16 protein-coding genes are annotated in these 14,186 nt (G+C 70.6%); 3 read left to right on the top strand and 13 right to left on the bottom strand.

Translation table 11 applies throughout. The features are described from left to right. Window positions 1-25: 25 nt before the first annotated feature. From ACIOD2_RS33055 to ACIOD2_RS33030, 6 genes are all read right to left on the bottom strand, one after another. On the bottom strand, window positions 26-775 hold the full coding sequence (locus ACIOD2_RS33055; RefSeq protein WP_400546998.1) for an SDR family NAD(P)-dependent oxidoreductase: 750 nt from the start codon (window positions 773-775) through the stop codon (window positions 26-28). After that, the gene (locus tag ACIOD2_RS33050; RefSeq protein ID WP_400546995.1) at window positions 772-1,191 is read right to left on the bottom strand and encodes a VOC family protein; all 420 of its coding nucleotides are present in this window, start codon (window positions 1,189-1,191) and stop codon (window positions 772-774) included. Before ACIOD2_RS33050 ends, ACIOD2_RS33055 begins: the two co-directional genes overlap by 4 nt. Window positions 1,192-1,267: 76 nt before the next feature. Further along, complete coding sequence (locus ACIOD2_RS33045) at window positions 1,268-1,846, bottom strand: dihydrofolate reductase family protein (RefSeq protein ID WP_400546992.1); 579 nt, start codon at window positions 1,844-1,846, stop codon at window positions 1,268-1,270. 71 nt (window positions 1,847-1,917) lie between these two features. Beyond that, entirely contained in the window at window positions 1,918-2,748 is an 831-nt protein-coding gene (locus tag ACIOD2_RS33040; RefSeq protein ID WP_400546989.1) for a helix-turn-helix domain-containing protein, read from the bottom strand. Window positions 2,749-2,806: 58 nt separating this feature from the next. After that, complete coding sequence (locus ACIOD2_RS33035) at window positions 2,807-2,935, bottom strand: hypothetical protein (RefSeq protein WP_400546986.1); 129 nt, start codon at window positions 2,933-2,935, stop codon at window positions 2,807-2,809. Continuing rightward, window positions 2,932-4,287, bottom strand: coding sequence for an OFA family MFS transporter (locus ACIOD2_RS33030; protein ID WP_400546983.1), 1,356 nt, complete (start codon window positions 4,285-4,287; stop codon window positions 2,932-2,934). Before ACIOD2_RS33030 ends, ACIOD2_RS33035 begins: the two co-directional genes overlap by 4 nt. A 103-nt stretch (window positions 4,288-4,390) precedes the next feature. On the opposite strand from ACIOD2_RS33030, the gene fdhD reads away from it, so the two are divergent. Then, window positions 4,391-5,215 carry a formate dehydrogenase accessory sulfurtransferase FdhD gene (gene fdhD, locus ACIOD2_RS33025; RefSeq protein ID WP_400546981.1) on the top strand — a complete coding sequence of 275 codons (825 nt, stop codon included), beginning with the start codon at window positions 4,391-4,393 and terminating at the stop codon, window positions 5,213-5,215. Here fdhD and ACIOD2_RS33020 read toward each other — a convergent pair. Both ACIOD2_RS33020 and ACIOD2_RS33015 read right to left on the bottom strand, forming a co-directional pair. Further along, a complete protein-coding gene (locus ACIOD2_RS33020) occupies window positions 5,212-6,345 on the bottom strand; it encodes an alpha/beta hydrolase family protein (RefSeq protein WP_400546978.1) in 1,134 nt (377 codons plus the stop codon). The two genes, fdhD and ACIOD2_RS33020, sit on opposite strands and share 4 nt — an antisense overlap. 99 nt (window positions 6,346-6,444) lie before the next feature. Continuing rightward, window positions 6,445-7,887 (bottom strand): carotenoid oxygenase family protein, encoded by a 1,443-nt coding sequence (locus tag ACIOD2_RS33015; protein WP_400546975.1) that lies wholly within the window; start codon window positions 7,885-7,887, stop codon window positions 6,445-6,447. 90 nt (window positions 7,888-7,977) lie between these two features. On the opposite strand from ACIOD2_RS33015, the gene ACIOD2_RS33010 reads away from it, so the two are divergent. Next, window positions 7,978-8,685, top strand: a complete 708-nt coding sequence (locus tag ACIOD2_RS33010) for a TetR/AcrR family transcriptional regulator (RefSeq protein ID WP_400546973.1) — start codon at window positions 7,978-7,980, stop codon at window positions 8,683-8,685. A gap of 168 nt (window positions 8,686-8,853) precedes the next feature. Next, entirely contained in the window at window positions 8,854-9,813 is a 960-nt protein-coding gene (locus ACIOD2_RS33005; RefSeq protein ID WP_400548861.1) for an alpha/beta hydrolase, read from the top strand. 27 nt (window positions 9,814-9,840) lie between these two features. Here ACIOD2_RS33005 and ACIOD2_RS33000 read toward each other — a convergent pair whose 3' ends face one another. The 5 genes from ACIOD2_RS33000 to ACIOD2_RS32980 all read right to left on the bottom strand — a co-directional run bounded on the left by ACIOD2_RS33000 (window position 9,841) and on the right by ACIOD2_RS32980 (window position 14,099). Continuing rightward, complete coding sequence (locus ACIOD2_RS33000; RefSeq protein WP_400546971.1) at window positions 9,841-10,761, bottom strand: anti-sigma factor RsbA family regulatory protein; 921 nt, start codon at window positions 10,759-10,761, stop codon at window positions 9,841-9,843. A gap of 56 nt (window positions 10,762-10,817) precedes the next feature. Next, window positions 10,818-11,237, bottom strand: coding sequence for a hypothetical protein (locus ACIOD2_RS32995; protein WP_400546968.1), 420 nt, complete (start codon window positions 11,235-11,237; stop codon window positions 10,818-10,820). A gap of 49 nt (window positions 11,238-11,286) precedes the next feature. After that, window positions 11,287-12,582, bottom strand: coding sequence for an ATP-dependent Clp protease ATP-binding subunit ClpX (gene clpX / locus ACIOD2_RS32990; protein WP_323336074.1), 1,296 nt, complete (start codon window positions 12,580-12,582; stop codon window positions 11,287-11,289). A 229-nt stretch (window positions 12,583-12,811) separates the two neighbouring features. Beyond that, the gene (locus tag ACIOD2_RS32985; RefSeq protein ID WP_400546965.1) at window positions 12,812-13,465 is read right to left on the bottom strand and encodes an ATP-dependent Clp protease proteolytic subunit; all 654 of its coding nucleotides are present in this window, start codon (window positions 13,463-13,465) and stop codon (window positions 12,812-12,814) included. A gap of 28 nt (window positions 13,466-13,493) precedes the next feature. Beyond that, window positions 13,494-14,099 (bottom strand): ATP-dependent Clp protease proteolytic subunit, encoded by a 606-nt coding sequence (locus ACIOD2_RS32980; protein ID WP_326943371.1) that lies wholly within the window; start codon window positions 14,097-14,099, stop codon window positions 13,494-13,496. Window positions 14,100-14,186 lie beyond the last annotated feature (87 nt).

The following is a 14,186-nucleotide window of genomic DNA, read 5'->3' as shown; positions in this document are numbered from 1 at the left end:
GGATCTGCTGCACGGGTGAGCCAGGTCACATGCGCAGGTGGGACGCTCCGTTGAGGTCGAGGATCGCGCCGGACGCCCAGGTCGCGCCGTCGGAAGCCAGGTACAGCACGGCCGCCGCGACCTCCTCCGGCGTGCCGACCCGGCCGAACGGGCTCTGCGCGCGCAACGCGTCGTCGATCCGGTCCAGCTGGCGCTCGGTGGCGGTGAAGCCGGGCGCCACGGACGTCACCGCGATCCCGTGCGGCGCCAGGGAAACCGCGAGGGACTGGCCGAGCGCGTGCAGCGCCGCCTTGCTCGCGCCGTAGGCCGGGTTGTCCGGCTCACCGCGGAACGCACCGCGCGAGCCGACGTTGACGATCTTGCCCGGGGTGCCGCGCGCGATCAGGTGCCGGGCGACGCAGTAGCTGAGGTTGGCCGCGCCCAGCAGGTTGACGTCGATCGTGTCCCGCCAGATCCGCTGCCAGTCCGCGTAGGACACCCCGTCGACCGGGTGGTGGGTCTCCGGGGCCGGCGCGACGCCCGCGTTGTTCACCAGGACGTCGACGCCGCCGAGGCCCGCTTCGGCCGTGTCGGCGATGCGCTGGACGGCTTCCGGGTCGGCGAGGTCGCCGGTGACGAGCAGGTGCCCGTCACCGGGCAGCGCGGCGAGCGTCGCCTCGGCGTCGGCCACCCGGGTTCCGTAGTGGACGGCGACCCGGTACCCGTTCGCCGCGAAAGCGCTTGCCACCGCACGCCCGATCCCGCGGGACGCGCCGGTGACGAGGACGCCCGTCATCGCGCGAACAACTGCGACTCGTCGCGGAACGCCTTGAACTCCAGCGCGTTCCCGGCCGGGTCGTGCAGGAACATCGTCCACTGCTCACCGGGCTCGCCGGCGAACCGCTGGTAGGGCTCGATGACGAACTCGATGCCCGCGTCGCGCAGCCGCCCGGCCAGGGTGTGGAAGTCCTCGACGGTCAGCACGAGCCCGAAGTGCGGCACCGGGACGTCGTGGCCGTCGACGGGGTTGCGGCCGGCCTCGGCGCGCGCCCCGGCGACGACGTGGGTGACGACCTGGTGACCGCGGAAGTCCCAGTCGACCCACTGCTCGGCGGAGCGGCCCTCGCTCAGGCCGAGCACGTCACCGTAGAACGCGCGGGCGCGGCCCAGGTCGTCGACGGGGATGGCCAGGTGGAAGGCGGGACGGGTCACAACGGGCCTCCAAGGGGTCGGGTGGTTCCACCTTGGAGGCCCGATGTCGCAATGTCAACATTGCGACATCCCTGTCTCAGCGGCGCACCTTGAACCCGAGGTGCAGCACCCCTTCACCCTGGATGACCACGTGGGGATCCTCCAGCAGGTGCTGGCCGTCGACCTTGCCGAAGTAGCGCCGGCCCGAGCCGAAGACCACGGGCACCAGGTCCATCGCCACCTCGTCCACGAGACCGGCCGCGAGGACCTCGCCGGCCACCTCGCCGGCGTTCAGCGAGATGACGCGGTCCCCGGCGAACTCCTGGGCCTTCTCGATCGCCGCCGTCACGCCGTCGACGAAGTGGTACGACGCCTCGGGGTGCCAGCCTTCGGGCTTCGGCCGGTGGGACACCACGACCACGTGCTCGCCGACGGGCGGGTGCCCGTCCCAGCCGTTCATCAGGTCGAAGAGCCGGCGGCCGATCACGAGCGCGCCGATCGAAGCCCACATTTCGTTGATGTACTCCGCCGAGGCCCGGGAGACGCTGAAGCCGCTGGCCCCGTCGATCGGGGTGTCCCCGGTGGAGTACCAGTCGTGGAGCGGCCCGACATCGTCCTTCTCGTCGGCGATGAAGCCGTCCACCGACATCGCACTGTGCATGATGACTGAGCCCACAGGTTCTCCTCGAGATTCTCGCGCGTTCACCACGATCCTGCCGTCCCGGGCGCGACCGTGCTTGTAAGAAATCACTCGGCGGGCATCGGCGGGAACGCCTGGTCGGCGGGGAACCGGCGCCGCAGGGCAAGGTACTCCGTCGGGGTGAGGCCGGTGAAGTCCTTGAACTCCTTGCTGAGATGCGCCTGGTCGAAGTAGCCGGCGGTGTGCGCGAGCTCGGCCCAGTCGACCGGGCCCGGGGCGTCCACGGCCAGGATCAGGCGCGCGAAGCGGTAGATTCGCGCCACTCGTTTAGGGGTCACCCCGACGTGGGACTTGAACTGCGCGGCCAGGTGGTTGCCGCTCACCCCGGCCGCGTCGGTCAGCGCCCCGACCGGGACCGCGCCGTGGGAGGTCGCCAGCTGCCCGCCGGCGTGCTGGACCAGGTCGAGGCCGCGCGAAGGCGCCCGGGCCAGCCGAGACTGCAGCTCTTCCTCGAGCACCCGCAGCGTCTCGCCGGGCGACTCGAGGTCGCCGGCCTCGTCGCAGATCCGGTCCAGGGACCGCTGCCAGGCCGCGTCGACCGGCACCCAGCGGTCCCGCAGCCCGGTCGCCGGGAGGTCGACGAACGGCGAGATGCCCCACGGCTTGAAGTGCACCCCCACCAGCCGCACCCGGGCGGGGTACTCGAAGTGGAACCGCCGGGTCCACACGCCCATGAACCACCCGCCGGTGAACACCGCCGACGGCACCGAGAGGTCGGAGTCCCACAGCCGGACGGGCGCGCCGAGGTTGACGAACAGGTGGGCCGAGGGCATCGGCGGGACGGTCACCCGGCGGTGGTCCGGCACCCCGGTCAGGCAGTAGACGTCGTCGACGTACCGGTCGAGCGGCGGAGCGGGCACCCGCCCGACGTAGTCCATACGCCCAGTGTGACCGACGCGGGCCCGGGACGGTCGTGACCGCCCCGGGCGCGCCCGGTCAGCCGAAGAGCTGCACCAGTTTCAGGAACAGCTCGTAGATGCCGTAGGCGAAGGGCAGCACGACCCACGCCCAGGCCAGCACGATCAGCGGGACCCGGTTGGGCCTCGCTTCCGGTTCGTTCGTCACGCTTCGCTCCTCGCGGTCTCGGCCGCCACGGCGGGCTCGTGGAACTTCTCCTTGACCGGGCGCACCAGCTCGTTGGCCACGAAGCCGACCACGAGCAGGCCGATCATGATGTAGAACGACGTCGCGTAGAGGTCCGGGCCGGACTTGCCCGCCGACTTCTCGCTGTCCGCGATGGCGTTGACGATCAGCGGGCCGAGCACGCCGGCCACCGACCACGCCGTGAGCAGCCGGCCGTGGATCGCGCCGACCTGGTAGGTGCCGAAGAGGTCCTTGAGGTACGCCGGGATCGTCGCGAACCCGCCGCCGTAGAACGACAGGATCACCATGGCGCACAGGATGAACACGAGCTTCGACGAATTCGACGTCAGTGCGATCACCAGGTACAGCACCGCACCGACACCGAGGTAGGTGCGGTAGATGTTCTTGCGCCCGATGAGGTCCGATGTGGACGACCAGACGAACCGGCCGAGCATGTTGCACAGCGACAGCAGCGCGACGAACCCGGCCGCCGCGGCCGCGCCGACCGGGGTCGAGGTGTTCTTGAAGAAGTCCACGATCATCGGGGACGCCTTCTCCAGGATCCCGATGCCCGCGGTGACGTTGAAGCACAGGACGACCCACAGCAGCCAGAACTGCGGCGTCTTGATGGCGTTGGCCGCCGAGACGTTCGCGACGGAGATCATGGCCCGGCCGTGGTCGGTCTTCGGCTCCCAGCCCGCCGGCTTCCAGCCTTCGGCCGGGACCCGCACGATCAGCCAGCCGAGCGACATGAACACCGCGTAGACGACACCGTGGATCAGGAACGCCGTCGCGATGCTGCCGGTCGTCGGCGTGGTGCCGATCATCGACGAAGACCACGGCGACGCGATCAGCGCGCCGCCGCCGAAGCCCATGATCGCGATGCCGGTGGCCATGCCCGGGCGGTCCGGGAACCACTTGATCAGCGTCGAAACCGGGGAAATGTAGCCGATTCCGAGGCCGACACCGCCGATCGCGCCGTATCCGACGACGACGAGCCAGAACTGCCCGGTCGCGACACCCAGTGCCGAGACGAGGAATCCGGTGGCGAAGCAGCACATCGAGACGAACATCGCCCAGCGCGGGCCGTTCTTCTCGACGAGCGTGCCACCGAACGCCGCGGACAGCCCGAGCATCACGATGCCGAGCTGGAACGGCAGCGAACTCTGCGTGCCGGTGAGGTGCATCGTCTTTTCGAGCGGGGTCTTGAAGACGCTCCACGCGTAGGCCTGCCCGATCGACAGGTGCACCGAGAGGGCCGCCGGGGGCACCAGCCAGCGTGTCCAGCCTGGGGGTGCGACGATCCGGGAACGGTCCAGGAAGCCGAGAGCCATCGGATCCCTCCGTAGAGTGGGGATGATGGAGGGAATGTATTACTAAATACCCGGTGTTGCACCATGCGAGTGTCAAACTTTCCGGCGGAGAAGGGTGTGGGCGATGGGCAGGGTGACCGTGCGCCGTCCGGTGCGGCGGATCTCCGCGACCGGGGACCGGCGCCGCCCGGACGCGCTGGCCGCCGAAGAGCCGCTGGAGCTGCGGGTCGGCGGCCGCGCCCTGGCGGTGACCATGCGCACGCCGGGCCACGACGTCGAACTGGCCCACGGTTTCCTGCTGTCCGAAGGCGTGATCGGCGGCCGCGAGGACATCGCCGTCGCCCGGTACTGCGACGGTGTCGACGACCAGGGCCGCAACACCTACAACGTCCTCGACATCGCGCTCGCGCCCGGTGTGCCGCCGCCGGACGTCGGGGTCGAGCGCAACTTCTACACGACGTCCTCGTGCGGGGTCTGCGGCAAGGCCGCGCTCGACGCGGTCAAGCTCAAGACCCGCTTCTCCCCCGCCGGCGCGCCGTTCGCGGTGAAGAGCGAGACGCTCGCCGCGCTGCCGGAGGCGTTGCGCGCGAAGCAGAAGGTCTTCGCCAGCACCGGTGGCCTGCACGCGGCGGCGCTGTTCACCCCGGACGGCGGGATCGACGTCGTCCGTGAGGACGTCGGGCGGCACAACGCCGTGGACAAGGTGCTCGGCTGGGCCGTCATGGCCGACCGGATCCCCGCGCCCGGACACGGCCTGCTGGTGTCCGGGCGCGCCTCGTTCGAGCTGGTCCAGAAGGCCGCCATGGCCGGGATCGGGCTGCTGGCCGCGGTGTCCGCGCCGTCGTCACTGGCCGTCGAGCTGGCCGAGGAGAACGGCATGACGCTCATCGGCTTCCTGCGCGGCGAGTCGATGAACCTCTACACCGGCGACCACCGGGTGCTCACCTAGGAACAGCCGCCCGGGTCGCAGAACGAGACTTCGGGATAGGCGGCCGACGGCCCGTCCAGCACGGACTGCGGCCGGTGCCGCAGGTGCAGGTCGAGGAACGCCCGGGTGTAGTCGCGCGTGATCTGCAGGCTTCGCGCGCCGGACGTGGTGGCGCCGTTGGGCAGAGCGAACTCGTCGGTCAGCAGGGCGAGGTCGCTGAACGACTGGTGCACCGCGCCGTCGACCAGGACCCAGCGTTTCCAGCCGGTCAGCTGCGCCCAGGTCCGGGCCCAGGAGACGGCTGGCTGCCCGGTTCCCGGGGTGTACTGCCCCGCCCGGCCCAGGAGCAGGAACGGTCGGGACAGCGCACCCTGCGGCGGGTTCGTGGTGCCGTCGAAGTCGATCCCGGCCTTGATCCGGGAGTCCGCCAGCATCGCGGGGACGGCGGCCGCGCCGCCCGCCGAGTGCCCGGCCAGCGCGATCCGCGACCGGTCGATCAGGCCCGCGCCCGCCCACTTCGGCCGGGGCCCGGTCAGTTCGTCGAGCACGAAGGAGACGTCCTTCGCGCGCACGGCGTCCACCTTCTGCCAGAAGGGCTCGTCGTGCACCGGGACGTCGCAGGCGGCGCAGGTGGTGACCCGGCCGCCGGGGAAGCTCGTGCCGACACTCTCGTAGGTGTGGTCGACCGCGGCCACCACGTACCCGTGGCTCGCCAGGTCCTCGGCCAGCCCGGTCAGCGTGCCGCGCCCGTGCTTGAACCCGGGCGAGAGCACGACGAGCGGCAGGCTGTGCGCGCGACCTTCCGGCCGGGCGTCGGTGAAGGCGTTGGTACGGGTCGTGCTCAGGATGTCCGCCGGCAGCGTGGTGATCCCGCCGTCGGCCAGCAGGAGCCGGGACTCTTCGGGGGTCATGTACCGGGCCCGGTGCCGTCCCGGCGCGGCCGCCGGGTACCACACGGACACCATCAGCTCGCGTGCTCGCACGCTCGGGACCCACGGATCCGGGCGCGAGGTGTCGGTCAGGTCGAGGGTGGTCAGGCCGACCGGGTGGCTCCCGGTCGGCCGCGGCAGGTACGGCGTCCCGCTCGCCGACGCCGGTGCGGGCAGGGCCAGAAGTCCCGTCAGCACGGCCAGAACCGCCGTGAATCGCATGTCGTCCCCCTTGCTCGGTGCTGGTGAGGCACCGACGTTAGGGGCGCGCGACGGCGGGCCGCGTCGGCCGCGGGACGCATGTGCGCCGCGGCGTCATCCTCAAGGCGTAGTCGGCACCCAGTTGCCGTGGAAGCCGTTGGGGACCCGGTCCGGCAGGTGGATCGCGGCGACCGTCTCCATCGTGCCCGCGTCGAGCAGCGTCAGGTCGCTGCGCTGCGTCGCCGGGTCGAAGACGAAGCCGACCAGGACGCCGTCGTCCTCGGCCGCGTCGTCGTGGCACGGCACGAACACGAACTCGCCGGGCTGGCGGCCCGCGCCGAACGCGCGCTCCTGGCGCGACCCGGTGTGGAAGTCGTGCTTGAACAGCGAGCCGCCCGGGTTCGCGCCGCCGTCGGCGGACATCGTGTACCCGAAGCGGTGGCGGCGGCCGACGAGCCGCTCGTCGACGCGCGGGAACTCCTGGCCGCGGTCGTCGAGCCGCTCCTCCAGGACCTTCCCGGCGAGCAGGTCGACGGTCCAGCGGTCCAGCGTCGGGTTGTCCTCGCCCGGGCCGTGCAGCTCGCGGTCGAACATCCGCTGGTGGCGGACGACGTCGAGCACGACGCTGTCGCCGTCGTCGTAGGCGTTGAGCGGGTGGAAGACGTAGCAGGGCTCGACGTCGAACCAGCGGACGTCGCCGTTGCCGCCCTCCCGCGGCATCACGCCGATCCGCGCCGGGTACTTCGGGTCCCAGCGGTAGGGCAGGCCGCCGTTCGCGCCGATCTTGCGTGCCATCATCGCGGTCATCGGGTCCGGCACGCGCACCTTGCCGACCATCGCCGAGAGCACCAGCTTCGCGGGCGTGCGCAGCGCGCTGGGCACGCCGGCCGCGACCGCCATCTCGGCGTTGAACGTCACCGGCAGGTCGTAGAAGATCACGTGCCGCTCGGTCAGCGAGAAGTCGTGCATCATCGGCGAACCGGTGACCTCGATGTCGACCGTGCGGCGGGCGCGGCCCTGGGTGTCGATCACCGAGTACTGGACCTTGTTGCCCATGCCGAAGAAGTACGAGACGGCGTGCAGCTCGCCGGTGCGCGGGTCGCGCTTCGGGTGGGCGGTGTAGCCGCCCCGGAGCGTTCCGTCGAAGTCGCAGACGCCGGTGGTGTCGAGCTCGTCGGTCAGCTCGTAGATCGGCGCGCCCGCCTCGACCAGGGCGAGCGTCTTGCCCGCGTGGCCGATGACGTTGGTGTTGGCGCCGAGCGCGTCCAGCCCGCAGAACCGGCTCGCGTCCTCCCCCTCCAGCACCGCCGCGACGGCCGGGTTGCGGACCCAGCGGTTGCGGTACCACTCGGCCTTCCCGTCGCGCAGGCGGACGCCGTGGACCATGCCGTCGCCCATGAACCAGTGGTAGGCCGCCGGGTCCACTTCGGACAGCGGGTTGGGGCCGTTGCGCAGGTAGCGGCCGTCGAGGAAGTCCGGGATCCGCCCCGTGACGGCCAGTTCGGTGATCGTGTGCTCGCGGCTGACCGGGGCGAAGTTGCCCTCGAGGAACTTGTTGCCCATGGCTGACCCCTCAGAGTTGCAAAAGTATCCGTACGTGCCATAACTCGGTTATAGATCCATTTATAACAGGGTTATGAGATACTGGCAAGCATGAGCCCGAAACCCCGCGCGACCGACGTCAAGGCGCGGCTCGTCGAAGCCGCCATCCGCCTGCTCGACGACGACGGCCCCGAAGCGCTGCAGGCTCGCAAGCTGGCGGCGGAGGTCGGCGTCTCGACGATGGCCGTCTACACGCACTTCGGGGGCATGGCGGCGCTGGTCGACGAGGTGGCGCGCGCCGGGTTCCTGCGCTTGTCCGCGTGGCTGGCCGAGGTCGAGGAGACCGACGACCCGGTGGCGGACGTCTTCAGCCTGGCCCGCACCTACCGGCAGGCCGTCGCCGAGCAGCCGCAGCTGTTCGCGGTGACGTTCGGGCAGTCCGCGCCCGGCGGCAAACGGGCGACGCTCTCCGACCTCACCACCGAGGAAGGCCGCGAAGCCGCCCAGGAGGGGCTGGTGGCGTTCGAGCACATCGTCCGGGCGACCGAGCGGGCCATCGAGGCCGGGCGGTTCCGGCCGGCCGACAAGTACCAGGCGGCGGCGCAGCTGTGGAGCGCGCTGCACGGCTTCGTCACCCTGGAGGCGTCCGGCCACTTCGGGCCCGGTGAGCAGGGCATCGACCACATTTTGATACCCCTGGGCGTGACCTTGGCGGTGGGTCTCGGGGACACTGTGGACCGGGCCGGTCGCTCAGCCGGGGCAGCTATCTCGGCTTGGCGCGCGCGGAACGGAAACGCCGGGCAAGGTGGGAACGACTAACCCGGCGGAGGCAGGACGCGGGGGAACGCGGAGCGGGTGCGCGGCGTCCCAGGTGTGGCAGGCGGGGGACGGAGACAGGTGAACGAGAAAGACGGCGACCGGGGCGAGACCCCGGCTGCGGCGGGCGAGGTGGAGCGGTCCGAGGACCGGGTCCACCCTCCGGCGACCCTGGGTGAGGCCGGGTCCCGGGACGAGGCCCCGGAGACGGCCGGCGCCGCGGCGGTCCGCGACGCCCGGCGGTGGCTGAGCCGCCGCTCGGTGCTGATCGCTGGCGCGTCCGGGGTGGCCGTGACCGGCCTCGCCGTGGGCACCGCCACCGGCAAGCTGCCCTTCAGCCAGGCCCTGCAGCGGGCCGTGGGCGTCGCGTCCTCGAACCCGACGACCCAGCTGGGCAGCACGCGCGTCGAGCGCGTCTACTCCGCGGCCCGCGGCCGGATGGTCGACCTGGTGTTCCTGCTGCCGTCGAAGACCCCGCCGCGCGGGCTCCCGATGTCGCTGATGCTGCACGGCCTGCACGGCAACGCCCGCAGCGCGGCCCCGACCGGCACGCTCAAGCAGCTCTCCAGCGACGTCGCCCGCAAGGCCGTCCCGGCGTACGGCTTCGTGGCCGTCGACGGCGGCGACAACTACTGGCACCAGGTCCACCCGAACGACGACCCGATGGCGATGCTGCTGGAGGAGGTCCCCCAGTGGCTCCGGGCCCGCGGCTTCGCAGGTGACACCGGCCAGCCGTTCGCCTGCACGGGCGTCTCGATGGGCGGCTTCGGCGCGCTGCTGTACACCCGGCGCCGGGTGGAGCGCCGCCAGCCGCCCGCGGCGGTCGCCACGCTGGCGCCGGCCCTGATCACGAACTGGCCGGAGATGGCCAAGCGCCACATCTTCACGGGCATGGAGGACTGGGTGTCCCTCGACCCGCTGCGTCACATCGACGAGACCGCGAGCGTCCCGAACGCCATCTGGTGCGGCACGGAGGACTCGTTCATCACGGGCGTCCGCCGCTACATCGACGCGGCTCACCCGGCGGTGGCGCACACGGCCCACGGCAAGCACGGGGACACGTTCAACAAGACCGTGGTGCCCAGCCTGGTCAGCTTCCTCGGCAAGCACGTCCCCCGCACCAGCGTCTGAGCCACCTAACCAGAGGGTCGGGAGCCTTCAGCGGCGGAAGTGGACCCGGGTCGTCGTGCGGCCCGGGACCCAGTACGTGCGCACCAGGTCGGCCAGGCGGTTGACCAGCAGGAGTCCGCGGCCGCCCAGGCTCGCCGCCGGCGGCGGGACGCGCCCGGCCAGCGGCTCGGTGATCGTGCCGTCGTCGGTCACCTCGGCGACGACGTGCTCGTCCTCCGCCCACAGCCGCAGCACGCCCGTGCCGCCGCCGTAGAGCACGCTGTTCGTGGTCAGCTCGGCGACGGCCAGCGCGAAGTCGTCACGACGCGGGCGGCGCAGGCCGTGGCGGGCGGCCCAGATCTCCGTGAAGCCACGCAGCGTGGCCAGCTGGGCGACGTCGAACGTGCGCTCGACCGCCCCCGCTGGGGGCTCGAGGGGCCGGGTGAGGTCGGCGCGGACCCGGTCGGGGTCGTAGTGCGCGCTGGCCGAGCGGCCCGCGGGCTCCCACAGCTCCGGGTGGGTGCGCCCGGCGTCGGCCAGGATCTCGGGCGACAGGGCCGCCGTGTCGTACGGGCAGAGCACCGCGACCGGCCGGCCCGCGAAGGCCGTGTTGATGAGCGCTTCGTGCAGCACGCACGCGGGGTATTCGGCGGCGGAGCGGCCGGGCCAGACCGGCTCGACGGCGATCCGCACCGGGCCCTCGTGCTCGCCCGCGAAGGCCAGCAGGACCGTCGGCAGGATTGCTCCGGGGTTGCGGCCCGCCTGGTGCAGGTCGATCAGCCGGACCTCGCCCGAGCGGGGGCCGAGGGCCTTCTCCACGAGCAGGAGGTTGCGGCCGGGGACGGCGACGGCGACCGGTTCGCCTCGGTCGAGCCCTTCGAGCAGGAACGGAACGACGCCGTCCAGGTACTCAGTGTCACCGCGGTAGAACAGTGCCGGATGCCGAAAGGGTCTGAGGGCATCTACCACGGGTGGGTCCTACCCAGCACCCGTGGACTTCAAACGGACCGGACGGCGGAAGCCGGTCACTCCACCCAGCGGCCGACGACGGAGATCAGCCAGAACCCCACCAGCGTGGCGAGGGCGAACAGGAGCACCCAGTTGAACAGCTGCCGGCGCTCTTCGACGCCACGGGCCTGCCAGAGGCCGTAACCCGCGACAAGGAACAGCGGCACCGGGATGAGCGGCAACGGCGACAGCCGCGACACCACCGCCACCACGCAGGTGCCGGTGCACACGGCCAGCACGCCCATCAGGACGCGGTTCAGCCACCGGTACCGCTCGAAGGCGGACGCGATCACGCGCTCGCTCAGTTCGCGGAACCCGAGCAGCGTCCCGGCCGGGGCGTCCCCGGCGGGCACCGGGGACGGCTCCGGCGGAGGCGGTGCCTGCACGCCGCCGCCGGTGGCCGTGGCCCCGGTACCCGGGAAAGAGTCAGCAGTCATTCAGCTTTCCTGTCGGGCTCCGGGCCGGGCGGCCCGGAGACGCCCGGGGTCAGGCCGACTTCTCGCCGCGCTCGCTGCGCGCACGCCGCGTCGGCTGCCGGGCGACGATCGTCGGGTTCACGTTCTCCCGGACGGTCTGCTCGGTGATGACGACCTTCGCCACGTCGTCGCGGCTCGGGATGTCGTACATCACCGGCTGGAGCACTTCTTCCATGATGGCGCGCAGCCCGCGGGCACCGGTCCCGCGCAGCACCGCCTGGTCGGCGATGGCCTCGAGCGCGGTCTTGGTGAACTCGAGCTCGACGTTGTCCATCTCGAAGAGCTTCTTGTACTGCTTCACCAGGGCGTTGCGCGGCTGGGTGAGGATGCTGACCAGCGATTCCTTGTCCAGGTGACTGACCGTCGCCACGACCGGGAGCCGGCCGATGAACTCGGGGATCAGCCCGAACTTGATCAGGTCCTCGGGCATGGTGTCGGAGAAGACGTCGCTCTCCTCGATCTCGGACTTGGTGCGGATCTCCGCACCGAAGCCGAGGCCGCGCTTGCCGACCCGCTCGTTGATGATCTTCTCCAGCCCGGCGAACGCGCCGGCCACGATGAACAGCACGTTCGTCGTGTCGATCTGGATGAACTCCTGGTGCGGGTGCTTGCGGCCGCCCTGCGGCGGGACCGAGGCGGTGGTGCCCTCGAGGATCTTCAGCAGGGCCTGCTGCACGCCCTCGCCGGAGACGTCGCGCGTGATCGACGGGTTCTCCGACTTGCGGGCGATCTTGTCGACCTCGTCGATGTAGATGATCCCGGTCTCGGCCCGCTTGACGTCGTAGTCCGCCGCCTGGATGAGCTTGAGCAGGATGTTCTCGACGTCCTCGCCGACGTACCCGGCTTCGGTGAGCGCCGTGGCGTCCGCGATCGCGAACGGCACGTTCAGCAGCTTCGCCAGGGTCTGCGCGAGGTAGGTCTTGCCGCACCCGGTGGGGCCGAGCATCAGGATGTTCGACTTGGCGAGTTCGACCGACTCCTCCTTGGAGTCCTTCGGCCCGGCCTTGTCGTCCGCCTGGATCCGCTTGTAGTGGTTGTAGACCGCTACCGCGAGAGTCCGCTTGGCGTCGTTCTGGCCGATGATGTACTGCTCGAGGAACTCGTGGATGTCGGCGGGCTTGGGCAGCTCGTCGAGCTTGACGTCGCCGGCCTCGGCCAGCTCCTCCTCGATGATCTCATTGCAGAGGTCGATGCACTCATCGCAGATGTAGACCCCGGGGCCGGCAATGAGCTTCTTCACCTGCTTCTGGCTCTTCCCGCAGAAAGAACACTTCAGCAGGTCTCCGCCGTCACCGATCCGTGCCATGGCCTGTGACCTCGTCCCCTCCGGCGCGGTTGTCCGCGCCTGACGTGTGTTGCGACGGTGCGGCCCCGATCACGGACGACCGGGCGGAGCCTCACGCATTGCCACTGACGGTACCCGTCCGATGCCGTGGGCGGGAACACCCACGGGCACCGGGAGCACGTCAGAAGGACGACCCTAAACCAGAGTGCCGGTGTATGTCGTCTTCTCGACACACACCGGCCTGGCGGATCTAGAGAGCCGACGCCTTACGGTACGGCAGCACCTCGTCGATGATGCCGTACGACTTGGCCTCGTCGGCCGTCAGGATCTTGTCCCGCTCGATGTCCTTGCGGATCTGGTCGGCGTCCTTGCCGGTGTGCTTGGCCAGGATGACCTCCATCTGGCGCCGCACCCGCTGGATCTCGTTCGCCTGGATCTCCAGGTCGGAGACCTGGCCGTAGGTGCCCTCGGTGGCCGGCTGGTGGATCAGCACCCGCGAGTTGGGCAGCGCGTAGCGCTTGCCCGGGGTGCCGGCCGCCAGCAGCACGGCGGCCGCGGAGGCGGCCTGGCCGAGGCAGTACGTCTGGATGTCCGGGCGGACGAACTGCATGGTGTCGTAGATCGCCATCAGCGAGGTGAACGAGCCACCCGGCGAGTTGATGTAGATCAGGATGTCGCGGTCCGGGTCCTCGTGCTCGAGGTGCAGCAGCTGGGCCATCACGTCGTTGGCCGACGCGTCGTCCACCTGCACGCCGAGGAAGATGACGCGCTCCTCGTACAGCTTGTTGTACGGGTTCGACTCCTTGACGCCGTAGCTGGTGCGCTCGACGTACGACGGGAGGATGTACCGCGACTGGGGAACGGACGGTGCCCGGAAGTCACCCGGGAGCCTGAAGTTGCTCATGATCGACTCTCCTGTGTGTACTTCGCGCTCAGTTCGAGGCCGGACGGGCGATGTCGCGGGTGAGGACGTGGTCGACGAACCCGTAGTCCTTCGCCTCCTGCGCGGTGAACCAGCGGTCGCGGTCGCCGTCCGCGATGATCTGCTCGACCGTCTGCCCGGTCTGGTCCGCGGTGATCTGGGCCAGCTCGCGCTTCCACTTGTTGAACAGGTCCGCCTGGATCGCGATGTCCGACGCGGTACCGCCGACACCCGCCGACGGCTGGTGCATCAGGATCCGCGCGTGCGGCAGCGAGTAGCGCTTGCCGGGCGTGCCCGAGGAGAGCAGGAACTGCCCCATCGAGGCCGCCATGCCCATCGCGTAGGTCGCGACGTCCGGGCGGATGAGCTGCATGGTGTCGTAGATGGCGAACCCGGCCGTGACCGAGCCACCCGGCGAGTTGATGTAGAAGCGGATGTCGGACTCGGCGTCGTCCGCGTCGAGCAGCAACAGCTGCGCGGTGATCCGGTTGGCGATCTCGTCGTTCACCTCGGAACCGAGGACGACGATGCGCTCCTGGAGCAACCGCTCGAACACCGAGTCGGTGAGGGTGAGCCCTGCGGTTCCGGTCCGCGCCTCGGGCGTGTGCTGCGTCACGTCTGCCTGCCTTTTCGCCGACGGCGGTCCCGTACCGGCGACCGCCGCTGTCGTTTCAAGTGCTTGAGATCTTGCAATCGACCCTAA

It is taken from the genome of Amycolatopsis sp. NPDC088138, assembly GCF_044741685.1.
GTDB lineage: Bacteria > Actinomycetota > Actinomycetes > Mycobacteriales > Pseudonocardiaceae > Amycolatopsis.
The sequence above is the reverse complement of the archived record's forward strand: the minus strand, read 5'-3'. Positions and strand labels throughout refer to the sequence as shown.

What these genes read in the sequence shown, in the direction of transcription:
- ACIOD2_RS33055 (WP_400546998.1), bottom strand. Translation starts at nt 775, where the DNA reads ATGACGGGCGTCCTCGTCACCGGCGCGTCCCGCGGGATCGGGCGTGCG.
- ACIOD2_RS33040 (WP_400546989.1), bottom strand. Translation starts at nt 2,748, where the DNA reads ATGGACTACGTCGGGCGGGTGCCCGCTCCGCCGCTCGACCGGTACGTC.
- ACIOD2_RS33030 (WP_400546983.1), bottom strand. Translation starts at nt 4,287, where the DNA reads ATGGCTCTCGGCTTCCTGGACCGTTCCCGGATCGTCGCACCCCCAGGC.
- fdhD (WP_400546981.1), top strand. Translation starts at nt 4,391, where the DNA reads ATGGGCAGGGTGACCGTGCGCCGTCCGGTGCGGCGGATCTCCGCGACC.
- ACIOD2_RS33020 (WP_400546978.1), bottom strand. Translation starts at nt 6,345, where the DNA reads ATGCGATTCACGGCGGTTCTGGCCGTGCTGACGGGACTTCTGGCCCTG.
- ACIOD2_RS33015 (WP_400546975.1), bottom strand. Translation starts at nt 7,887, where the DNA reads ATGGGCAACAAGTTCCTCGAGGGCAACTTCGCCCCGGTCAGCCGCGAG.
- ACIOD2_RS33010 (WP_400546973.1), top strand. Translation starts at nt 7,978, where the DNA reads ATGAGCCCGAAACCCCGCGCGACCGACGTCAAGGCGCGGCTCGTCGAA.
- ACIOD2_RS32995 (WP_400546968.1), bottom strand. Translation starts at nt 11,237, where the DNA reads ATGACTGCTGACTCTTTCCCGGGTACCGGGGCCACGGCCACCGGCGGC.
- clpX (WP_323336074.1), bottom strand. Translation starts at nt 12,582, where the DNA reads ATGGCACGGATCGGTGACGGCGGAGACCTGCTGAAGTGTTCTTTCTGC.
- ACIOD2_RS32985 (WP_400546965.1), bottom strand. Translation starts at nt 13,465, where the DNA reads ATGAGCAACTTCAGGCTCCCGGGTGACTTCCGGGCACCGTCCGTTCCC.